Origin of the sequence: Streptococcus mitis (assembly GCF_003942965.1) — a bacterium.
Classification (GTDB): Bacteria; Bacillota; Bacilli; order Lactobacillales; family Streptococcaceae; genus Streptococcus; species Streptococcus mitis_BH.
This window is the reverse complement of sequence record NZ_RJOG01000006.1, coordinates 30,444-53,224: the sequence shown is the minus strand read 5'-3', so window position 1 is coordinate 53,224 and position 22,781 is coordinate 30,444. Positions and strand designations below refer to the sequence as shown.

The window sequence follows — 22,781 nt, the reverse complement described above, 5'->3', positions numbered from 1 at the left end:
CAACAAAAAGGAGGCGCATACCTCCTTTTATAAACTTATTTCTAAAATTTAATATTTATTTCTGCCATTTTAGATATAGCTATAGAAAATACACTTTCCTCAGAAAATTTTTCTCTTATTTTCTATCCAATGTCCGGAGTGCTGCTTGATAAGTTTGCTCCATCAGCATAGTAATGGTCATAGGACCTACACCTCCAGGAACTGGCGTAATATGGCTAGCAAGTGGGGCAACTGCCTCATAATCCACATCCCCGCAGAGCTTACCATTTTCATCACGATTCATCCCAACGTCAATGACTACCGCACCTGGTTTGACAAAGTCAGCAGTCACAAACTTGGCACGACCGATTGCAACAACCAGAATATCTGCTTTAGCAGCCACCTTGGCAAGATTATGAGTCCGTGAGTGGGTCAAAGTCACTGTAGCATTCTTTGCCAAAAGAAGCTGGGCCATGGGTTTTCCAACGATATTGGAACGACCGATGACGACCGCATTTTTACCTTCCAAGTCAATCCCGTATTCATGAAACATTTCCATAATCCCTGCAGGTGTAGAAGGAATCATGACTGGATGACCAGACCAGAGACGTCCCATGTTTAGGGGATGGAAACCATCCACATCCTTTTCTGGGTCAATGGCCAACAAAACTGCCTCTTCATCAATATGTTTTGGTAATGGTAACTGGACCAATATCCCATGCCAAGTTGAATCTTGATTGTATTTGGCAATCAAGTCTAACAATTCCTCTTGAGTAATGGTATCTGGAACTCGCACAACTTCACTACGGAATCCAGCCGCAAGAGCTGACCTCTCCTTGTTACGAACATAGACTTGGCTTGCTGGATTATCCCCAACCAAAATCACTACCAAACCAGGTACTAGACCTGTCTCTTCCTTTAATCTTTCAGTCTTTTCAGCCAGCTGTCCTTGTAACTTAGCTGCTAGAGCCTTCCCATCAATAATCTGTGTCATATCACTGCTCTTTTCTTTCAAATATCTTCCATTATACCAAAAACTACTAGTCTCCTCTAACACTTCTTTCCTAGGCAATCCTATAGTTTCAAACTATAAGAAAAAGCCTTTTACAGGCTTTTAAGTTACCCTCATAAAGAGTTTAGCTTTATTTGATGTTAAAATGTTTGGCGTTTTGCTTTACGCTCTGCACGACCGCGAGCGCGATTTTCAGCGCGCTTTGTTTTGCGACGTTTTTCATCCACCGCCCATTGAATTTTCTTCTTATAACCTGGTTTGACTTTTTTCTTTTTCTTTTTGACCAGACCTATCATCTCAATGTCAAGCTTGTCTTGCTTCTTTTCACGGTTGGCACGACGATCACGGTCATAGGTATCTTGAAATTCCCCGTCTTTAACCATTTTCGGAGTAAACTTAATTCCTAATTTCTCCAACTCACGGATATCCGAGTCATCACTTGGCTGGTAAAGGGTAATAGCTGTACCTGGTAGGCCATTTCGTCCAGTTCGACCAACACGGTGCACGAAGAAGGATAAGTCTTGCGGAATTGCATCATTGATGACATGACTAACACCTTCAATATCAATCCCACGCGCCGCCAAGTCGGTTGCGACAATGTACTCAAAATCCAGATTTTTCACCTGATTCATGATTCGCTTACGTTCACGAGGGGCAATATCTCCATGGATCTTTGCAACCTTCAAGCCTTGAGCTGTTAAGTATGTATGTAATTCATCAGCACGCGTTTTTGTGTTAACAAAAATCATTGCCAAATACGGTTGCATCAACTGAGTCAATTGGTAAAGTTGAGCATTCTTATCTCGGCCCTTGGTCGAAATCAACCAATTATCAATGGTATCGGAAATGACCGTTTTGGTCTTGATTTTCTCCATAACAGGATTTGATAAGTATTTTTTCAAGAATGGTTGCAGTTTTTGTGGAATAGTCGCTGAGAAGACCATAAATTGCAAGTCTTTTGGAAGACTGCCAGCAATCTTATCAACAGTTTCTAAGAATCCCATATCCAAGGTCATATCTGCCTCATCGACCACAAAGGTCTTAGCCTTGTGAATAGCTAGGTCACCGGACTTAACTAAGTCATAAATACGACCTGGAGTCCCGATAACAATATGAGGCTGGTTACTTGCCAATTTGTCAATCTGGCGAGCCTTATCTGTCCCACCCACATAATTAACCACACGAACTTCCACTTCTGAGTGAGTTGCAATCTGACGAGCTGCTTTGTAAATTTGAGTAGCTAACTCACGACTCGGTGCAGTAATGACTGCTTGCACACTATCGCTAGTTTCATCTAATTGCTGGAAAATCGGCAATAGGAAAGTGTGAGTCTTACCCGAACCCGTTTTTGATTCACCGACTAGGTCACGACCTGCCAAAACGATGGGAATTAATTTCTCTTGAACCTCTGTAGGAGTACTGAATTTCAACTCCTCCAGAGCTTTATTAATATAATTTTTAAACTGAAATTTACTAAATGACATAATATCCTCGATTCTATCTATCCTATCAATTATAGCACATTTTGTTCCATTACAATAGTCCGACTTGAATCGTTTAAATTATTTAATACCAAATATAGCACCTATAACTTTATTTAACATTTATCTTTTACTACCTGTATTACAAGATAAACTTGTATCATATACTATTAAACTCCTTTTGATGAAAAGAAAAAATAGAATAGCCGTTTCCTGTACAATATTTCTTATAAATCATTCTAAATTTTAGAAAATTCAAAAATTCCCCCACTATTCTTATGGGATTATTAAGTTCAATCATAATTTTCATTTACTTATATTTTATTATCAATATTATTAATATGGAAAAAAATTTCAAACAAGTTTAAAAAATATCGAAAAGAAGCTTGATATTAAGAATTGTTAAGATAATTGCAACTGCGTAACCTAGGATTGTGTTCCACTTGGCATTGGTGAATTCTCCCATTAGTGACTTCTTAGAGGTCAAATAAATTAAAGGAAAGATTGAGAACGGAAGAGCGATTGACAGAAAGACCTGTGAGTAAACCAATAACTGATCCAAGGTCTTTTCTTGATGTCCAAATAAGACAGCGACTATGATCACAGGTAGCAAGGCAAAAATACGCGTACCGATACGGATAATCCACTGAGGTAATTTCAGATGCAAGAAACCTTCCATGACAATCTGTCCTGTCAAGGTGCCTGTAATGGTCGAATTTTGTCCACTTGCTAAGAGAGCTAAAGCAAACAAAGTTGACAAAGTCGAACTAGCTATCGCTCCTGCTATTGTTGAATCCTGTAAAGCATTGTACATTTGGGAGAATGCCGAAATTTCAGATGCATAACCAAAAAAAAGGGAGGCACCTAAAATGAGCAACAAGGAATTGACAATAAAGGCTAAGGACAACTGAAGATTAGAATCCCAGGTCATAAAGCGCACTGCTTTTCGGACGTCCTTCTTATCTTTGTGGTTGATTTTCCTTGTTTGCGATAATGATGAATGAAGATAGAGATTATGCGGCATGACTGTCGCTCCTACAATCCCTAAAGCCAAGGTCAATTGACTCTCATGTCCCGGCAGGGGACTTTCAAATAAAGTCGAAGTCGGTAAATAACCACCAAAGATTCCCTGAATACTTGGATTGGATAAAGCCACCAGATAAGAAAAAATACCTAATATAGTTAAGATAAGGGTCGTAACAATAGCTTCAATCTTCTTGAACCCAAACTTCATCAACAAAAGTAAAAGAAATATGTCCAAAACGGTTAGGAGGATAGCAACCATAATCGGTATTTTAAACAAAAGATTTAGTGCAATCGCTGAACCTAAAACTTCAGCCAAGTCTGTCGCCATTAAAGCCAATTCTAAAATCACCCACAGACTATAGCGGAGCCATTTGGGAGCATGATGAGCTGTTGCTTGCGCTAGATCCATTCTAGTCACTATACCGAGCTTTCCAGCCATCTGTTGCAGCTGCATGGCAATGATAGATGAAATCAAAATAACAAATAAGAGATTATACTTGTAAGAAGCGCCACCAACTACACTGGTAATCCAGTTCCCAGGATCCATATAACCAACTGCTACAAGAGCGCCAGGTCCTAAAAATGCTTTTAGTTTTTGCCAAAAATGATTGTTATTGGGAGTTTCAATAGATTGATTGATCTCAGAAAGAGAGACCTTTTTGTAAGAAGACATAGGAATTTTACACTTTCTAATCTGTCTTTACTTTTTTTAATGGATTTTTTGAAAATATAATGAAAATAGTTTTCCATTTCCAATTCATCTTCATTATATCACATTTTAGAATGATTCTTAAGGAAAGCTTGATAGTTGCAATAAGCAACACCAGTATTGTAAAAGCCAGCGATTTATGACGCTGGCTTTAAAACTGTGAAAATTTGTTCTCAACTAGATCGCTTCTGTAACAAAACTACGGCTTTCCAATACTTTGAGCATGGCGTTAGCTGTATCTAGGGCTGTAAAGAGGGGTACCCCGTGTTCAATGGCTGAACGACGGATTTGCTCACCATCTTCGTCTGCAGTTCGTTTTGTTCCAACTGTGTTAATGATAGCTTGAATTCTTCCTTTGCGAACAAAACTTGGGATATCTTTATTGTCATCACCAATCTTACCAACAGGTTGGGCTTGCAATCCATGACTAGCAAAGAAGGTTGCTGTCCCTTCTGTCGCAAGGATTCCATAGCCAATATTTTGGAAACGACGAGCCAAGTCCAAGGCTTCTTCTTTGGCATCATCAGCGATGGTAAATACAACGTTACCAAAAGTTGGCAAGTGTAAGTAAGAAGCTTCAAAGGCCTTATAGAGAGCTTTTTCCAAAGTCGTATCAGAACCCATAACTTCCCCTGTTGACTTCATTTCAGGACCAAGTAAGCTGTCTACCTTAGCTAGTTTGGTAAAGGAGAAGACAGGTGCCTTGATATGAACGCGGGTGCTTTCAGGGTAAAGTCCATCTTGGTAGCCAAGTTCTGATAAACTTTGCCCAAGAATGAGCTTAGTCGCCACCTGAGCCATAGGGATATTGGTTACCTTAGAAAGGAATGGTACCGTACGGCTAGCACGTGGATTGACCTCAATAACGTAGACTTTTTCATCCTTGATAACAAACTGGATGTTCATCATTCCAAGGCAGTTAAGACCGATTGCTAGGCGTTTAGTATAGTCTGCGATTGTTTCTTGCACCTTTTGCGACAAGGTTTGTGGTGGGTAAACGGCCATTGAGTCACCTGAGTGGACACCGGCACGTTCGATATGCTCCATGATACCAGGAATGAGTACATTTTTACCATCTGAAATGGCATCAACTTCGCATTCTTGCCCAACGATGTAAGAGTCAACAAGAACTGGGTGGTCTGGACTAGCCTTAACAGCAGTTCGCATGTAAGAACGAAGGTCTGCTTCGTTTTCAACGATTTCCATGGCACGTCCACCAAGTACATAAGATGGGCGGACAAGAACCGGGAAACCAATCTTGCGAGCCGCAAGAACTGCTTCTTCTTCATTGGTAGCCGTTTGTCCTGGTGGCTGTGGAATATCCAATTCTTTTAGGGCTTGCTCAAAGAGGTCACGGTCTTCGGCACGGTCTAGGTCAGCAACCTGTGTCCCAAGGATGGGCACACCTGCTTTTGCCAATGGCTCCGCAAGGTTGATAGCTGTTTGACCACCGAACTGAACGATAACTCCCTTTGGTTGTTCCAAGTCAATGACGTTCATAACGTCTTCGAATGTCAATGGCTCAAAGTAAAGCTTATCTGATACAGAGAAGTCTGTTGAAACGGTTTCTGGGTTTGAGTTCATGATGATAGCCTCATAACCAGCAGCTTGAATAGCCTTAACCGAGTGAACAGTTGCGTAGTCAAACTCGACCCCTTGACCGATACGGATTGGACCAGAACCTAGAACTAGAACGGATTCCTTATCAGACTTGATAGACTCGTTTTCCCAACCATAGGTTGAATAGAAATATGGCGTTTCAGAGTCGAACTCTGCAGCACAAGTATCGACCATCTTATAAACTGGAACAATCTTGTTTTCCAAGCGAAGTTGACGAACTTGATCAGCAGTCGTTTCCCAAAGTTCCGCAATCTTACGGTCTGAAAACCCATTCAATTTTGCAGTTTTCAAAACTTCAAGATCTTGTGGATGGGCACTCAACTCCTGCTCAATTTCAAAGATATGTAGGAGTTTATCAAGATAGAAGATATCAATCTTAGTTAATTCAGCAATTTCTTCTGGTGTGTAACCACGACGAATTGCTTCTGATACGTAGAAGAGACGGTCATCCTGGGCTTTGACTACTTTTTCAATCAAGGAATCATCAGAAACCTCTGCAAGTTCAGACATTTCATTGTGGTGCACCCCAATTTCAAGGGAGCGACAAGCTTTAAGGAGAGATTCTTCGATGTTTCGACCGATTGCCATGACTTCTCCAGTGGCCTTCATCTGTGTCCCAAGACGGCGCTCACCCTTTTCAAACTTGTCAAATGGGAAACGTGGAATCTTGGCAACCACATAGTCAAGGGCTGGTTCAAACATGGCATAGGTTGAACCTGTAACTGGGTTGATGATCTCATCCAAAGTTAAACCTACTGCAATCTTGGCTGCCAACTTAGCAATTGGGTAACCTGTCGCCTTAGAAGCAAGGGCTGAAGAACGCGACACACGAGGGTTTACTTCGATGACATAGTACTTAAAACTGTGTGGGTCAAGGGCCAACTGAACGTTACATCCACCTTCAATCTTGAGGGCACGAATAATGCTCAAGCTAGCGTCACGAAGCATTTGGTTTTCATAGTCTGACATGGTTTGAGCAGGGGCAAATACAATGGAATCTCCTGTATGAATCCCAACTGGGTCAAAGTTTTCCATGTTACAAACAACCAAAGCATTGTCAGCTGAGTCACGCATAACTTCGTATTCGATTTCCTTGAAACCTGCAATCGAACGTTCAATCAAACATTGGGTCACAGGTGACAATTTCAATCCATTTTCAGCGATTTCACGCAATTCTTCCTCATTAGCACACATTCCACCACCAGTACCACCAAGTGTAAAGGCTGGACGAACGATGACTGGGTAGCCAATTGTTGCTGCAAAGGCAACAGCTTCTTCAACAGTGTTTACAATTTCAGATTCTGGAATGGGTTGTTCCAATTCTTCCATCAATTGTTTAAAGAGGTCACGATCCTCCGCTTGATCAATAGCAGATAATTTAGTTCCCAGAAGTTCAACACCAAGCTCATCAAGGATACCATTTTTAGATAATTCCATGGCCATGTTGAGACCTGTCTGACCACCGAGTGTTGGTAGCAAGGCATCTGGACGTTCCTTGCGAAGAATTCGTGTCACAAACTCAAGTGTAATCGGTTCAATATAAACCTTGTCAGCAATTTCTTTGTCCGTCATGATAGTTGCAGGGTTTGAGTTAACCAAGACAACTTCATAACCTTCCTCTTTCAAAGACAAGCAAGCCTGGGTCCCCGCGTAGTCAAACTCAGCAGCCTGACCAATAATAATCGGACCAGAACCAATCACCATAATTTTTTGAATATCAGTACGTTTAGGCATAGTTTATGATACAAAGCCCGTAAAGAACACAGCGAAAATAGGAAACTCGGTGCAGATGCCTTCAGCGTCAAGACAATGTTTATCTTTTTCACACAGTTCTTAGGGCGTGTTCACTTCCGCGAACAATGTATCTTCTCCTTTCTATTCGGCAACTCTCAGGTTGCCATTAAATAAATTCTCCGACGAGCTTTTACTCGTTCTTAGTTTGATTGTTTAAAAGCTTCCATCATCTCGATAAACTCATCAAATAGGTAGCTTGCGTCGTGTGGACCAGGGGCTGCATCTGGATGGTATTGAACAGAGAAAGCAGGTTGGTATCTGTGACGTACACCTTCAACTGACTTGTCATTGATTTCTTCATGGGTAATGATCAAGTGCTCTGGCAAATCCTCACGGCTAACTGCATAACCATGGTTTTGACTTGTAAAATCCACACGTCCTGTAGCAATTTCACGTACCGCATGGTTGAATCCACGGTGACCAAACTTCATCTTGTAAGTCTTTGCCCCGTTTGCCATTGCAAAGAGTTGGTGCCCCATACAAATACCAAAGATTGGAATCTTTCCTTGCACGCCTCGAATCATATCGAGTGCCTGTGGAACATCTTCTGGGTTACCTGGACCGTTTGACAACATAACTCCGTCAGGATTGAGATGGAGAATTTCTTCAGCCGTTGTCGAATAAGGAACAACCGTCACGTTACAGTTACGTTTAGAAAGTTCACGTAGGATTGAGTGCTTGAGACCAAAGTCCACTAGAACCACGCTCAAACCAACTCCTGGAGCTGGATAGGATGTTTTAGTAGAAACCTGCTTGATATTATCCGTCGGCAAGACTGTCGCTTGGAGCTGATCCGTCACATGGTCCATACTGTCTCCAACATGAGTCAAGGTTGCACGCATAGTACCATGCTTACGGATAATCTTGGTAAGTGCACGCGTATCAATCCCTGAAATACCAGGAATTTTCTTGGCTTTCAAAAATTCATCCAGCGTCATTTGGTTGCGCCAGTTGCTTGCTCTACGTGCTTCTTCAAAAACAACGACTCCCTTACAAGTTGGAATAATGGATTCGTAATCATCACGGTTAATTCCATAATTTCCTACCAAAGGATAAGTAAAGGTCAAGATTTGTCCATTATAAGACTGGTCTGTGATGGATTCTTGATAGCCGGTCATTCCTGTATTAAAGACGATTTCGCCTGTTACATCAATATCTGCTCCGAAGGCCTTGCCTTCAAAAACTGTGCCATCTTCTAATACTAGAAGTCTTTTTGTCATATTTTCACCTCTCGTGGACGCTCACTGGCGTCTTTTAACGTCTTGTGTTTTAGTTGGCGTTTCTACTCGCCAGTACGGATTCTAAGATTGCCATTCGGACAAAGACACCATTGGTCATTTGTTGGACAATCCGTGATTTTGGTGCTTCAACCAAGTGGTCTGCGATTTCTACATCACGATTGACTGGAGCTGGGTGCATGAGGATTGCTGTGTCTTTCAAACGATCATAACGTTCTTGAGTCAAGCCATGTTGGGCATGGTAGTCTTCTTTTGAAAAGACAGCTCCACTATCATGGCGTTCATGTTGCACACGGAGAAACATCATGACATCCACCTGATCAATGATTTCATCAATAGTTACAAACTGTCCATAGTCTGCAAACTCTTGACTTCTCCATTCCTCAGGTCCAGCAAAGTAAAGTTCAGCTCCCAAGCGTTTCAAAATCTGCATATTGGATTTAGCAACGCGTGAGTGGTCCAAGTCACCTGCAATCGCAACCTTAAGACCCTCAAAGTGACCAAATTCCTCATAAATAGTCATCAAATCAAGCAAGCTCTGGCTAGGGTGTTGGCCCGAACCATCTCCACCATTGATGATGGAAGTCGTAATCGTTGGACTTGCAATTAACTCTCTGTAGTAGTCAACCTCAGGGTGGCGAATCACACAGACATCCACTCCTAAAGCAGACAGAGTCAAAATGGTATCATAAAGTGTCTCACCCTTATTGACTGAACTAGTCTTCACATCAAATTCAAGTCGCTCCAATCCCAGTTTAATCTCTGCAACTTCAAAGGACTTATGCGTCCGTGTAGAATCCTCAAAGAAAAGATTGGAAACAATCGGATGGTCTTCATAAGGAAGCTGAGCTCCGTTTTTAAACTCAATTCCTCGCTTGATCAATTTCATCACTTGATCGACAGTGAGGTCTTCCATGGACACCACATGGTTCAATGCTTGTTGATTTTCTGACATGGCTACTCCTTTAGCTTTCTAAGCTTCTTCAGTAATCAGAACTCTGTCTTGGCCATCAAGTTCTGCCATCTCTACGATGATTTCTTCAGAACGACTAGTTGGGATATTTTTTCCAACGTAATCTGGGCGGATTGGCAATTCTCTATGTCCACGATCGACTAGAACTGCTAAACTCACGCGCGCAGGACGACCATGACCGACAATATTATCAATAGCAGCACGGATAGTACGGCCTGTATAAAGCACATCGTCCACCAAGATAACTTCACGGTCTGTCACATCAACAGAAACAAAAGAAGTATCTTCTCCACTTTTAACATCATCACGGAAAGGTTTAGTATCCAATTCTACAACCGGAACTGAAAGATTTTCTAATTGCTCCAAACGTTCTTGGATTCGGTGGGCGATAAAGACACCGCGAGTTTTAATACCAGCCAAGACGATTTTATTCAAATCTTTGTTGCGTTCGATAATCTCATAAGTAATACGCGTAATCGCTCGTTTGACGGTCAATTCGTCTACAACTTCTTTTGCCTTCATGACAAACCTCCAAAAAGAAAAGTCTCCTTAAACAAGGAGACTTGAAATGTATAGCCAAGCGAGCCCTACTGCAAACAGTATAGACTTCACCCTTCTACTTTATCGCGCTCCTTGCCTGCCTCACGGGACAGGTTTAAAGGAATATTTAGTTATCAATTACTATAGCACAAAGCATGCTTAAAATCAAGCAAAAACTTTTGATGAGCCATCTTATAAATTGCTAAAATCATATAACTGTGGGTACTGGTCACACTCTGGATTTTTAGGATGGCAAATGGCTCTTCCAAAATAAATCATGGCCTGATGAGCTGCTAGCCACTGCTCCGGTGGCAAGATATCCATGACTCGCTTTTCAACCTCAAGCGGTGTCGCTGATTTTTTGACAATATCGTGGTGTTTGCAAATACGCTCCACATGAGTATCCACTGCAAAGGCTGGAATCCCAAATCCTACACTCATGACAACATTGGCTGTCTTGCGACCAACACCTGCCAAACTCTCCAATTCCTCACGTGTTTGAGGAACTTGACCATCAAAATCATCTAGTAACTGTTGGGCACATTTTTTAAGGAATTTGGCCTTATTTCGATACAGTCCCAGGCGAGAAATGTGTGAAGCAATCTCACTCTCTGTTGCAACAGACATGGCTTGTGGCGTTGGAAAGGTAGCAAAGAGACCCGGTGTAGCCTTATTTACCGCTGCATCCGTTGTCTGAGCTGACAACATGACCGCAACCAAGAGTTCAAAATGATTGGTAAAATCAAGACTAGGCTTAGCATCTGGAAACAGAGCAATGATTTCTTCTAGCACCTTTCGTGCTCGTTTTTTTGACAAGACCATTATTCGTCTCCATCAAATAGTCCTTGTAGGCCAGCAAAAGGACTGTTTTCTTCTTTCTTAACTGCTTGTTGAGCTTGGTATTCTTCCTCTGTCATGATTTGCCAGTCATTTCCAGAAACAAACCCTTGACCAGCCTCTTCTTCAGCTGTCAAGACCTTAATAGGAATGTTGAGCAGGATATTGTCTGATACGCTCTCAGCCAGGTCAAGTTCTCCATTTTCGATAGGCAAGACCAAATCATCATCTAGAACTTCTTGATCTAGTTGGTTAGTTGCGCCTTCCATGAAAACTTCCGTTACTGGATAAGATTCAACTAACTCAACTGGCTCCATACTGCGACTTGAAGCAAGAACAATAGTATAAGATAGTTGATAATCTAAGAAATACATACGGTCTTCGTACTGTACTTTCCCAACTGCAAGAATATCTTTTACATCTAAAATTTCTTGATTGCGTGCACGCAGGTCTGCGGCTAGGTCTAACGTTTGTTCAAAATGCAAGCCTTCAGTCTGCTTACGAATTTCTTGAATATTTAATTTCATACTTCCTCCATAAAGATTTACTCTCTTGATTATACCATGAAAAGGCTACAAATCAGCACACCAAACTTTGTAATTAAAATTCCAATTTTCAATATGTTTACTATGTTGTTTTTTGTTTTTTAGTGCTATACTATAGGCAAGAATACATGATAGCAAGGAGGATGCCCCTAGGGGAGACAAAGAGCTCACTACTAATGCTTACCACTCATATTTTAGAGATTAGAATTGTCAGTTTTCTGTTGACAAAATATCCTGAAAGGTATAGGATAGAGGTACTAATACTCGGAGGTAAGGGAGACATGAACAACTAAGTCTATCAAATAAAGAACCTTTATTTAGTAGATCTTGTTTTTGTCTCTTTTTGTGTGCTCTTTTATGCTCTTTTTCTGGCATTTTATAATACTCAATGAAAATCAAAGAGCAAACTAGGAAGCTAGTCGCAAGCTGTACTTGAGTACAGTAAGGCAACGCTGACGTGGTTTGAAGAGATTTTCGCAGAGTATTAATAGAGTTTTTTTGACATAGACTTTTAGCTCTACTAGGTAAAGTAGAGCTTTTTGTTATGCACTATGGACATTCTAGAAAGGACAATTATATGATAAAAATCAATCATCTGACCATCACACAAAACAAAGATTTACGAGATCTTGTCTCAGACTTAAACACGACCATCCAAGACGGGGAAAAAGTAGCTATTATTGGAGAGGAAGGAAATGGCAAATCAACCTTACTTAAAACTTTAATGGGGGAATATTTGTCTGATTTCACTATCAAGGGAGACATCCAGTCTGACTATCAGTCACTGGCCTATATTCCTCAAAAACTTCCCGATGAGCTGAAAAAGAAAAGTCTACACGACTACTTCTTTTTAGATTCTCTTGATTTAGACTACAGTATCCTCTATCGTTTGGCTGAGGAATTGCATTTTGATGGCGATCGCTTCGCTAGCAACCAAGAGATTGGCAGTCTATCAGGGGGCGAAGCTTTGAAAATTCAGCTCATCCATGAGTTAGCCAACCCTTTTGAGATTCTCTTTTTAGATGAACCTTCAAATGACCTGGACCTTGAAACAGTTGATTGGCTAAAAGGTAAGATTCGCAAGATTAGGCAAACTGTTATTTTTATTTCCCATGATGAAGACTTTCTTTCTCAAACGGCAGACACTATTGTTCACTTGCGACTGGTCAAGCACCGTAAAGAAGCAGAAACGCTAGTAGAGCATTTAGACTATGATAGCTATAGCGACCAGAGAAAGGCTAATTTTACCAAACAAAGCAAGCAAGCTGCTAACGACCAAAGAGCCTACGATAAAACCATGGAAAAGCATCGCCGAGTCAAGCAAAATGTAGAAACTGCCCTTCGAGCTACCAAAGACAGTACTGTCGGTCGCCTATTGGCTAAAAAGATGAAAAATATCCTCTCTCAAGAAAAACGCTTTGAAAAGACAGCTCAGTCCATGACCCAAAAACCACTTGAAGAGGAAGAAATCAGACTTTTCTTCTCAGACATCCAACCATTACCGGCTTCTAAAGTCTTAATCCAATTGGAAAAAGAAAATTTGTCCATTGACGACCGTGTTTTGGCTCAGGAACTACAACTAACTGTCCGTGGCCAAGAAAAAATCGGTATCATTGGCCCAAATGGTGTTGGAAAATCGACTCTGCTAGCCAAGTTTCAACAACTGCTTAGCGCCAAAAGTGAAATTTCGCTTGGTTTTATGCCACAAGATTACCACAAAAAACTGCAATTGGATTTATCACCAATAGCCTACCTCAGCAAAACTGGAGAAAAAGAGGAACTACAGAAAATCCAATCTCACTTAGCCAGTCTCAATTTCAGTTACCCAGAAATGCAGCATCAAATTTGCTCCTTATCTGGCGGGCAACAGGGTAAACTCCTACTTTTGGATTTAGTCTTGCGCAAACCAAACTTTCTCCTGCTGGATGAACCTACACGAAACTTTTCTCCCACTTCTCAACCCCAAATCAGAAAACTCTTTGCCACCTATCCAGGCGGTCTCATCACTGTTTCGCATGACCGTCGTTTCTTAAAAGAGGTCTGTACGAGTATCTATCGTTTGACAGAACACGGTTTGGAGGTAGTTAATTTTCAAGATTTATAAATTTTTATCATTGCAGATAGGTGGGACAAAATCACAATTCCAGGAGAAGAGAAAGTAAATCTTCCCATAATAAAACGCATAATATCAAGTTTTTTACACACCTGATATTATGCGTTTTTAAGATTTTAAAGACTTTTTCCCAGCCTTCATTTTACATATGTTTTAAACGTTCAATCCGTTCTGAGATAGGTGGGTGGGTATAAAAGAGTTTTTGGAACCCTCCCCCTTTCTTAGGATCATTGATATAAAGTGCACTGCTGGCATCATCGACAGGATGACTCATCGGTTTACTATTATCCAACTTACGTAGAGCATTAATCATCCCTTGAGGATTGCGAGTCAACTCAACACTAGAAGCATCAGCTAGGAATTCCCTCTGACGAGAAATAGCTAGTTGCACCAAGGTTGCAGCGAGAGGTGCCAGCACAATAGCTAGTAGGGAAACCACTAGCATAATGATTTCTAAGCCATTTCCTTCTCGGTCATCATCACTTCGTCTACGACCTGCTCCACCCCACCACATCATACGACCTGCCATACTAGAAAGCATGGTGATAGCACTAGCAAGGGCAACAGCAATAGTCGAAATACGGATATCATAATTACGAATATGACTGACTTCATGTCCCATAACAGCTTCTAGCTCCTCGCGATTCATGATAGTAAGGAGACCTGAAGTCGCAGCAACCGCTGCGTTTTGAGGATTTGAACCTGTCGCAAAGGCATTTAAGGCTGGATCATCAATGATGAAAACACGTGGCATGGGAATCTGAGCAACCATAGCCATATCTTCCACTACATGATAAAGATCTGGTGCCGTTTGCTCATCAACCTCACGCGCCCCATTCATGGACATGACAATCTCTGTTGATTGAAAAATCATAGACATGGCATAGATAAAGCCGATAATCAGTGCAATAACCAAACCGCCAAGACCAGACCTCATAAAGAGGTAACCAACCGCATAGCCAACCAGAGATAAGAGTAGGAAAAATACCAGCAACAAAATCCAAGTTTTTCGTTTATTGCTTGCAATTTGATCAAACAACATCTTAGTCACCTAAACCGCTAAAATCAACCTTAGGAACTGCCTTTTCCTCTTCTGGAGTTTGAAGGAAATCTGCTGCTTTAAATCCAAACATTCCAGCGATAATATTGCTTGGGAAAGTTTCTAATTTTACATTGTAGTTGCTGACAACACTGTTGTAGAGTTGACGAGAGTAAGAAATTTTATTTTCTGTGTTTGTCAACTCCTCTTGCAATTTAACAAAGTTTGCACTAGCTTTCAAATCTGGATAGCTTTCTGCAACTGCAAAAATACCTGAAACTTGACGAGTGAGGGCATCACTAGCTTTCATAGCTTCTGCTGGTGAAGTCGCTGCTGCCACTTGGTTACGCAGTTCTGCTACCTTTTCAAGGGTAGAACCTTCATATTTGGCATAACCTTTTACAGTTTCAATCAAGTTTGGCAAGAGATCATTTCGACGTTTCAACTGAACATCAATTTGGCTCCAAGCCTCCTTTGTTTGCATACGATTCTTAACCAAACCGTTATAGCTAACAATCACAAAAATAACAATAAGAGCTAAAACTCCAAGAATAATCCAAGTCATTATATAAGTCCTTTCTGCTTTTAGATTAGTACCAGTATATCAAATTTTTAATGATTGTGGTAAAATAAGATGATACTAAAGAAGGAAATAACTATGAAACCAGAAACATTTTACAACCTGCTTGCCGATCAGAATCTTCCACTTTCGGACCAGCAAAAAAAACAATTTGAACGTTATTTTGAGCTCTTGGTCGAGTGGAATGAAAAGATTAATTTAACAGCCATTACAGACAAGGAAGAAGTTTATCTCAAACATTTTTACGATTCGATTGCACCCATTCTTCAAGGCTTGATTCCCAATGAAAATATCAAACTTCTTGATATTGGAGCTGGGGCAGGATTTCCTAGTCTGCCGATGAAAATCCTCTATCCTCAGTTAGATGTAACTATCATTGATTCTCTCAACAAGCGCATCAACTTCCTCCAACTGTTGGCTCAGGAGCTGGATTTGGAAGGTGTTCACTTCTACCATGGACGTGCCGAAGATTTTGCCCAAGACAAGAACTTTCGTGCTCAATATGATTTTGTAACAGCTCGTGCGGTTGCCCGCATGCAGGTTCTATCTGAATTGACAATTCCTTACCTTAAAGTTGGTGGGAAACTATTGGCACTCAAGGCCAGCAATGCGCCTGAGGAGTTATTAGAAGCTAAGAATGCCCTCAACCTCCTTTTTAGTAAAGTAGAAGACAATCTCAGCTACGACCTACCTAATGGAGATCCGCGCTACATCACAGTGGTAGAAAAGAAAAAAGAAACGCCAAATAAATATCCAAGAAAGGCTGGCATGCCCAACAAACGCCCGCTTTAAATTTTTTAGTAAAAAAATATTTACAAAGTTCGTAATTTCTGCTATACTATCACAAGCAAAGGTTTTTAATGTCATCCCGTGAGGTGACGAAGACGCAGAAATATTTAAAACTCTTTAAAGTCTAGATTTTAGAGAAGTCTTACTCTGAGGGCCTATTGCTGTAAAATAATGGGCTCTTTTTTGATGCCCAAAAGTGAGGTTTATATGAAACAAGAATCAACTGTTGATTTGTTACTAGACGTTGACCAACGTCCTTCGGCTGGAAAAGGAATTCTCCTTAGCTTCCAACACGTTTTCGCCATGTTTGGTGCGACCATCTTGGTACCCTTGATTTTGGGAATGCCTGTATCTGTTGCCCTTTTTGCTTCAGGTGTCGGGACACTCATCTACATGATCGCAACTGGTTTTAGAGTTCCAGTTTATCTAGGTTCTTCATTTGCCTTTATCACAGCTATGTCACTGGCTATGAAAGAAATGGGTGGTGATGTATCTGCTGCCCAAACAGGGGTTATCTTGACTGGTTTGGTCTATGTCCTTGTGGCTACTGGTGTTCGTTTTGCAGGTACAAAATGGATTGATAAACTCTTGCCACCAATCGTCATCGGACCTATGATCATCGTTATCGGTCTTGGACTTGCAGGTTCAGCTGTTACTAATGCTGGTCTTGTAGCGGACGGAAATTGGAAAAATGCTCTTGTAGCGGTTGTTACTTTCTTGATTGCTGCCTTTATCAATACAAAGGGAAAAGGCTTCCTCCGAATCATTCCATTTCTCTTTGCCATTATCGGTGGTTACCTCTTCGCACTAACTCTTGGCTTGGTTGACTTTACACCAGTTCTTAAAGCTAACTGGTTTGAAATTCCTGGTTTCTACTTGCCATTTAGCACAGGTGGTGCCTTTAAAGAATATAATCTTTACTTTGGGCCAGAAACCATCGCCATCTTGCCAATCGCTATCGTAACAATTTCTGAACATATTGGAGACCATACTGTTTTGGGTCAAATCTGTGGCCGTCAATTCTTGAAAGAACCAGGTCTTCACCGTACTCTTCTTGGTGACGGTATCGCAACTTCTGTTTCTGCCTTCCTTGGTGGACCAGCCAATACAACTTATGGAGAAAATACAGGGGTTATCGGTATGACTCGTATCGCTTCTGTCTCAGTTATCCGTAACGCTGCCTTTATCGCGATTGCCCTCAGCTTCCTTGGTAAATTCACTGCCTTGATTTCAACCATTCCAAATGCTGTACTTGGTGGTATGTCAATCCTTCTCTACGGAGTTATCGCAAGTAATGGTTTGAAAGTCTTGATCAAAGAACGTGTAGACTTCAGTCAAATGCGTAACCTAATTATCGCAAGTGCTATGTTGGTCCTTGGACTTGGTGGAGCTATCCTTAAACTTGGTCCAGTTACCCTTTCAGGTACTGCCCTATCAGCCATGACAGGAATCATCTTGAACTTGATCTTGCCATACGAAAATAAAGATTAGAAATAAAATTTTCTGGTTTCCAATCCTAGTTGATTCGAAGCTGGAAAATTTTATTTTTTTAAAGCTTGCTATCTTTTTTACACATTCACAAAATGAAATTAAAAATAAAGATAGATTAAAAAGGCTACGTCCAAATGATTACTATAATAAAATATCAGTCGCATCCTTTTTTGCTAATAAAACGAAATAAAGCAAGTAGCTATTATGAACTACTTGCTTTATTTTTTAAACTAATTATCAGATACTACTTTTATCTTTTTTATCTGAAGATTTATCTGTTGAGTTGCCTGTCGATTTATCACTAGACTTATCTTTGTCGTTAGTTTTTGAAACATTGCTTCTAACAACAGTCTCATAACCTTCTGTATTATCAATTAACTCGGTTGCTAGAGTACGATAATCCTCTTGAGAGATAAGCCAGTTGCCATCCTTATCTTTGGTTAATTTGATTTCAGTATCAAAATCTCCAGTAGTAAATGGTGTATACGCTAAGTTAGGGTCAACATCGTTATAGATAGTAAAATCATGCCTAAACAGATGCTCAAAAATCCAGTATGAAATTAATGTTTGGTATCGTTTAATATCAACATTTGATCCCGCAGTATTGTACTTACCTAAGTTGTCAATCCCTCCAATTAGAGTAGTTAAAACGTCTCTTGTTGAAGAAGCCAAGCCCTTAGAATGCAACTTTTTAGATGTGAAAGTTACAGTAGCTGAACTCCCTGATTCGTCTAACTTAACATCTTTAATAGAGTAAGAACCAATCTCTTGGAACATTTTTCGTCTTACTTTTAAGAAACCAGTAATAGTTTCTTCTGGTGTTTCAATAGGGAAATCAGCATGCCATTGAACAGAATAGGTAGAAGCTGGTGTAAGACCATCATCTTTTACCTTTTCACTAGTTTGAACCGCAAATACTGCCTCAGTCCATTTTTCATAGTTTTCGCCGTAGATCTTTTTAAACTTAGCAATATCAGTAGTCAAAACTGCATCTAATAAAATTTCAGCATCTTTTGTAACTTTTTCTTTGACTGATTCTTCTTTCTTATCAGTTTGTTCGGTTTTGTCAGAATTCGACCCTGACTGACTCGGAAGTGAAGAACAAGCACCTAAGACAACTGCTGAGAGCGCTAAAATACCAAGCAACTTAACTTTTTTCATAATACACCTCTTTATAAAATTTACTCTTGGAAAAAGTCCCTAAGAGTGTTTCTTTAGAAAATCTCAAGATTATTCTAACGGAGAATGAGGGATTCGAACCCTCGCGCCAGTTACCCGACCTAACGATTTAGCAAACCGCCCTCTTCAGCCTCTTGAGTAATTCTCCAAAAATAAAAATACTAGAACGATTGGATTTATCAAACCTAACATCACGAATAAACATCATTTTTTGTTTATTTAATTTTTTTCCGCTTACCATCGAACTCAATTATACCCAATGTTCAAATTCAAGAATCATTTAAAACTATGTTACATATCCTCTTTTCTGGATAATTGTTCTTTTTAAAAATCAAAAACAACTTTACAATAAACCCACAATATATAATCATTATATCATGCGCTGAGATGAAAATCGGTATATTTTTCGATTTTTTTATGTCTAATTTTTGAATGTTAAGTTCATATTTTTAGTTTTTATAAAAATTTCAAAATAAAAAACGTTGATTTATGTACTGACCCCCAAAAGTTAGACAATTAATTTATCCGAAGGATTTAGTTCTGTATTGTACAGGGCTAAGTCCTTTTAGTTTTACCTTAATTCGTTTATTGTTGTAGTAATCAATATAGTCTACAATGACTTGTTTCAATAGCTTCTCACACGCTATTTTAGCTTCTCTGTACGTTGTGTTCTCGCTGATGAAGTAATCAGCAAGTTCGATGATTTTATCTTCCAATTCTAACTCGCTTTCAAATATGGTATAATCAAAATAAAATGATTGGAGAAAAACCATGTCACAAAAAATTTGTTTTGTCGTCTCTGCTATTGGTCCAGAAAAATCAGAAATTAGAAATCATTCTGATAGCGTCTTAAGACACATCATTAAGCCAGCTTTGTCCGATAAATACGATGTAAAAAGAGCTGATGAATTATATCATTCTGATAGAATAGATGATAAAATATTTGACGCTCTAATAAAGTCAGACCTTGTTATTGTTGATATAACAGGTAACAATCCAAATGTCTTTTTAGAACTTGGCTATCGTAAGGCTTTGGATTTGCCAACCATTTTTTTAAGACAGCAAACTAATGAAGACATCCCATTTGATATTCGAACAATCAATATCATACAGTATGATTTGAAAAATACTTCAGGAACAGATGTCCTTGAATCTGTTAACAAAACTATCCAACGGATTCAAAAGACCGAAGAAAGTCTAGACTTTTCAACATTAAAAAAGAAAAATAATGATGAAAAAGACTATGTCACAACTCAAGAGTTCGCCCAGTTAAAATCTACTATTAACAATATCTATGATGCTATTGAAACGTTAAACAGCAATATTGCAAACGCACCAACTACCAATCGTCCAATGACTCAAGAAGATATTATCATGATGGCTTTTCAAGAACCTGAAAAACTTGAGAAAATCTTTGAGTTGCAAGCGAAGTATCCAAATGCTTTCACACTTAAAACTACTGATTAGTCTAGATAAAAAGACAAAAAGCATTTTGAAAAAATGGAGAAAGCAGAATCCAAACACCAAATACATTTTTGAAAATGAATTTAAAAAGCCAATTCCGAGCACCTTGCCCAGAAAGTGGCTTATCAAAATTGTGGAAGGTAGCGACCTGCGTCCGATTAAAATCCACGGGTTCAGACATACACATGCCAATCTATGTTTCGATGCTGGTATGACCTTGAAGCAAGTCCAACATCGTCTAGGGCATTCTGATTTGAAAACGACCATGAACGTTTATACCCACATAGCCAAGCAAGCTAAGGACGACATCGGAGAACGCTTTGCAAATTATATTGATTTTTAAGGAGGTTCGCCTCCTTTTTGTGACTCCTTTTGTGACTCCCTTTTTTACAAAAGAATGCCAAGGAATACCAAAGAAAAAAACAAAAAACGTTGATTTAACAACGTTTTACCAAGGAATGCAAAAGAATGCAAAGGAATAATGGAGCCGGTGGGAGTCGAACCCACGTCCAAACACCTGCCAACATATTTGTCTACAACCATAGGTTATGTATTAGTTTAACAGTCCCTCGACACATAACTCAAGCCTAGAAACTGCGAGTCTATCAATCTCTTATCAAGTCGCTAGACAAGACTTGATCGTATCTCGCTAATAATAAGACCTGTCATTGAACACGAGCAATCCAAATCGGGTCACGTCTGCTGGTTTTTAGGCAGCTAGAGCGTAAGAAGTGTTATTTTTTGCAGTTATATTTAACTGAGCGTTTACGTCGCCACACGAGTCGCAAAATATGCCTCATAATGCCTGTCGAATCCGTAACGACCCCAAAAGACAATAAAACCATTATACCTTATCTAACTCAAAAATGCAAAAAGGAAATCGACTAACTACACAAGATAGTCTTTCACAGCGTTGGTCAAAACTTGATAACCAGTAACACTAAGGTGCAACCCATCAGTTGTATATTCTTTTTTGAGTTGACCTTCTTGGTCTATCAAACTATCAAAAACTGGCACAAATTCTACCTGCATATAGGCAGAAGCAAGCTCTTGATAGGCTTGATTCCATTTCTGAATTTTTTCATTCGTGCGGATATAGACTGTCTGCTTGTACTCCTCTCCCTCATTGACTGGCAAAATAGAAAGCAATTTAATCTCAGTCAATGGATAATCGCGAGCAATGGATTGTATGATAGCTTCGAGATTATTGAGAGCCTCATTCACAGGCACATCTTTTCCGATATCATTTGTCCCAATCAAAAGGACAATTTTATCTACCGCCCCACCGTAAAGATGCGCATCTAGATTCTCTAGTAACAGCCCCATCTGATAACCTCGAATGCCTCGATTGACAATCGTCTTCGAAGTCCCAAATAGTTCCTGCAGAGGATAATATTCGACAATGGAATCCCCAATAAAAAGAATATCTGGCTCTAGAACAGAAACTTGATTTAAGTGACGATACTTGGTTTGGATTTTTTCTTGTTCCTTTAGTAACCAATTTTCTAATAACTGTACTGCCACTTCATTCTCCTTTTTCTAACCAGTTTTCCAAGACTTGATAAACTCCTCCTTGGCTGTTGGCTGGCGCTAGAGCAGTCGCCACAGCTTTGGCCTTATCATCAGCATTTTCCATCGCATAGGCAATGCCAGCCATTTCAAGCATTTCAACATCATTTTCACTGTCACCAAAAGCCATGATTTGTTTGGGCTTCAAGTCCCAACGCTTGAGTAATTCTTCCAAGCCCCATGCTTTATGAATTCCAGCTTGGAGGATATCAATACAACCATAGCCACTCGATACAGCCCGAACACGGCCATCAAAGAGGTCATTGATTTCTTCCAAGACCGAACTCAAACGCTCCTCACCAACAACCATGCTCATCTTGAGCACACCACCAAAGAGATCAGATGTTAACTCATCCACAAACTGCATCCGTTGGTAGAATTTTTCAATCATTTCTGGAGTCATAAAACTTTCAAGATCTGTAAAAATCGTACCTTCTTTGACGAAACCACCCTTCATCCCCGTTACAACAAACTGGTCCTGACACGCTCGACCCTTGAAATGAGCCAAAGCCTTATCGACAATGGCATCATCCCAAGTCTGTGCCTGAATCAATTCATTATTTTCAAAAATACGAGCGCCATTGGCAACAACCAGAACCACTCTATTTACCAAGTGCTCCAGTAGTTGCCTCATGCGGTGAATTTCATTTCCCGTCGCGATGACAAAACGAATGCCCCTTTGATCCAACTGATCTAAAATCTTTTCCAAGCGTGGGAGATCAAGCTGGCCTCTAGCATCCAGCAAGGTCCCATCCATATCTGTCGCAATTACCTTAATCGTCATTTACTTTCCTCTGGATTTA

19 protein-coding genes, 1 tRNA gene, 1 other RNA gene and 1 pseudogene are annotated in these 22,781 nt (G+C 40.0%); 5 read left to right on the top strand and 17 right to left on the bottom strand.

Features of this window, described 5'->3' with window-relative positions; all coding sequences use genetic code 11:
• Positions 1-115: 115 nt before the first annotated feature.
• From D8837_RS03030 to D8837_RS02990, 9 genes are all read right to left on the bottom strand, one after another.
• Complete coding sequence (locus D8837_RS03030) at positions 116-973, bottom strand: bifunctional methylenetetrahydrofolate dehydrogenase/methenyltetrahydrofolate cyclohydrolase (RefSeq protein WP_185755650.1); 858 nt, start codon at positions 971-973, stop codon at positions 116-118.
• Between the two features lie 158 nt (positions 974-1,131).
• Positions 1,132-2,475, bottom strand: a complete 1,344-nt coding sequence (locus D8837_RS03025; RefSeq protein ID WP_125456161.1) for a DEAD/DEAH box helicase — start codon at positions 2,473-2,475, stop codon at positions 1,132-1,134.
• A gap of 361 nt (positions 2,476-2,836) precedes the next feature.
• The gene (locus D8837_RS03020) at positions 2,837-4,171 is read right to left on the bottom strand and encodes an Nramp family divalent metal transporter (protein WP_125456160.1); all 1,335 of its coding nucleotides are present in this window, start codon (positions 4,169-4,171) and stop codon (positions 2,837-2,839) included.
• A gap of 213 nt (positions 4,172-4,384) precedes the next feature.
• On the bottom strand, positions 4,385-7,561 hold the full coding sequence (gene carB, locus D8837_RS03015) for a carbamoyl-phosphate synthase large subunit (protein ID WP_125456159.1): 3,177 nt from the start codon (positions 7,559-7,561) through the stop codon (positions 4,385-4,387).
• Positions 7,562-7,761: 200 nt separating this feature from the next.
• Positions 7,762-8,841, bottom strand: a complete 1,080-nt coding sequence (locus D8837_RS03010; protein ID WP_000166853.1) for a carbamoyl phosphate synthase small subunit — start codon at positions 8,839-8,841, stop codon at positions 7,762-7,764.
• A 49-nt stretch (positions 8,842-8,890) separates the two neighbouring features.
• Positions 8,891-9,814, bottom strand: a complete 924-nt coding sequence (locus D8837_RS03005; RefSeq protein ID WP_125456158.1) for an aspartate carbamoyltransferase catalytic subunit — start codon at positions 9,812-9,814, stop codon at positions 8,891-8,893.
• Positions 9,815-9,832: 18 nt separating this feature from the next.
• The gene (pyrR, locus tag D8837_RS03000) at positions 9,833-10,354 is read right to left on the bottom strand and encodes a bifunctional pyr operon transcriptional regulator/uracil phosphoribosyltransferase PyrR (protein WP_125386008.1); all 522 of its coding nucleotides are present in this window, start codon (positions 10,352-10,354) and stop codon (positions 9,833-9,835) included.
• 210 nt (positions 10,355-10,564) lie between these two features.
• Positions 10,565-11,194, bottom strand: coding sequence for an endonuclease III (nth, locus tag D8837_RS02995; protein WP_033683795.1), 630 nt, complete (start codon positions 11,192-11,194; stop codon positions 10,565-10,567).
• A complete protein-coding gene (locus D8837_RS02990; protein ID WP_125456157.1) occupies positions 11,194-11,736 on the bottom strand; it encodes a YceD family protein in 543 nt (180 codons plus the stop codon). Before D8837_RS02990 ends, nth begins: the two co-directional genes overlap by 1 nt.
• Before the next feature lie 562 nt (positions 11,737-12,298).
• On the opposite strand from D8837_RS02990, the gene D8837_RS02985 reads away from it, so the two are divergent.
• Positions 12,299-13,858 carry an ATP-binding cassette domain-containing protein gene (locus D8837_RS02985; RefSeq protein WP_125456156.1) on the top strand — a complete coding sequence of 520 codons (1,560 nt, stop codon included), beginning with the start codon at positions 12,299-12,301 and terminating at the stop codon, positions 13,856-13,858.
• A gap of 151 nt (positions 13,859-14,009) precedes the next feature.
• Here D8837_RS02985 and htpX read toward each other — a convergent pair whose 3' ends face one another.
• Together htpX and D8837_RS02975 are read right to left on the bottom strand one after the other, a co-directional pair.
• Positions 14,010-14,909, bottom strand: coding sequence for a zinc metalloprotease HtpX (gene htpX / locus D8837_RS02980; RefSeq protein ID WP_125456155.1), 900 nt, complete (start codon positions 14,907-14,909; stop codon positions 14,010-14,012).
• Between the two features lies 1 nt (position 14,910).
• Complete coding sequence (locus tag D8837_RS02975; RefSeq protein WP_000219833.1) at positions 14,911-15,471, bottom strand: LemA family protein; 561 nt, start codon at positions 15,469-15,471, stop codon at positions 14,911-14,913.
• A gap of 93 nt (positions 15,472-15,564) precedes the next feature.
• On the opposite strand from D8837_RS02975, the gene rsmG reads away from it, so the two are divergent.
• The gene (gene rsmG / locus D8837_RS02970) at positions 15,565-16,278 is read left to right on the top strand and encodes a 16S rRNA (guanine(527)-N(7))-methyltransferase RsmG (RefSeq protein ID WP_125456154.1); all 714 of its coding nucleotides are present in this window, start codon (positions 15,565-15,567) and stop codon (positions 16,276-16,278) included.
• A 204-nt stretch (positions 16,279-16,482) separates the two neighbouring features.
• Positions 16,483-17,766: a uracil-xanthine permease family protein gene (locus tag D8837_RS02965; RefSeq protein ID WP_185755649.1), complete on the top strand. Its 1,284-nt coding sequence runs from the start codon at positions 16,483-16,485 to the stop codon at positions 17,764-17,766.
• Between the two features lie 237 nt (positions 17,767-18,003).
• Here D8837_RS02965 and D8837_RS02960 read toward each other — a convergent pair whose 3' ends face one another.
• From D8837_RS02960 to D8837_RS09490, 3 genes and pseudogenes are all read right to left on the bottom strand, one after another.
• Positions 18,004-18,927, bottom strand: a complete 924-nt coding sequence (locus tag D8837_RS02960) for a hypothetical protein (RefSeq protein ID WP_125456152.1) — start codon at positions 18,925-18,927, stop codon at positions 18,004-18,006.
• 78 nt (positions 18,928-19,005) lie between these two features.
• Positions 19,006-19,093: transfer RNA gene (locus D8837_RS02955), tRNA-Ser, on the bottom strand.
• 373 nt (positions 19,094-19,466) lie between these two features.
• Positions 19,467-19,574 (bottom strand): annotated as a pseudogene (locus D8837_RS09490) (IS3 family transposase); the annotation flags it as partial.
• A gap of 142 nt (positions 19,575-19,716) precedes the next feature.
• On the opposite strand from D8837_RS09490, the gene D8837_RS02945 reads away from it, so the two are divergent.
• Together D8837_RS02945 and D8837_RS02940 are read left to right on the top strand one after the other, a co-directional pair.
• Positions 19,717-20,412, top strand: coding sequence for a hypothetical protein (locus D8837_RS02945; RefSeq protein ID WP_084924199.1), 696 nt, complete (start codon positions 19,717-19,719; stop codon positions 20,410-20,412).
• Positions 20,384-20,752, top strand: coding sequence for a tyrosine-type recombinase/integrase (locus tag D8837_RS02940; protein WP_260468866.1), 369 nt, complete (start codon positions 20,384-20,386; stop codon positions 20,750-20,752). The genes D8837_RS02945 and D8837_RS02940 overlap by 29 nt, the downstream gene beginning before the upstream one ends.
• A 136-nt stretch (positions 20,753-20,888) precedes the next feature.
• Here the strand turns inward: D8837_RS02940 and ssrA are convergent.
• The 3 genes from ssrA to D8837_RS02925 all read right to left on the bottom strand — a co-directional run bounded on the left by ssrA (position 20,889) and on the right by D8837_RS02925 (position 22,762).
• Positions 20,889-21,236: a transfer-messenger RNA gene (gene ssrA, locus D8837_RS02935) on the bottom strand.
• A gap of 61 nt (positions 21,237-21,297) precedes the next feature.
• Positions 21,298-21,933: an SGNH/GDSL hydrolase family protein gene (locus D8837_RS02930; RefSeq protein ID WP_125456150.1), complete on the bottom strand. Its 636-nt coding sequence runs from the start codon at positions 21,931-21,933 to the stop codon at positions 21,298-21,300.
• 1 nt (position 21,934) lies between these two features.
• Positions 21,935-22,762, bottom strand: a complete 828-nt coding sequence (locus D8837_RS02925; protein WP_125456149.1) for an HAD family hydrolase — start codon at positions 22,760-22,762, stop codon at positions 21,935-21,937.
• Between the last annotated feature and the right edge of the window lie 19 nt (positions 22,763-22,781).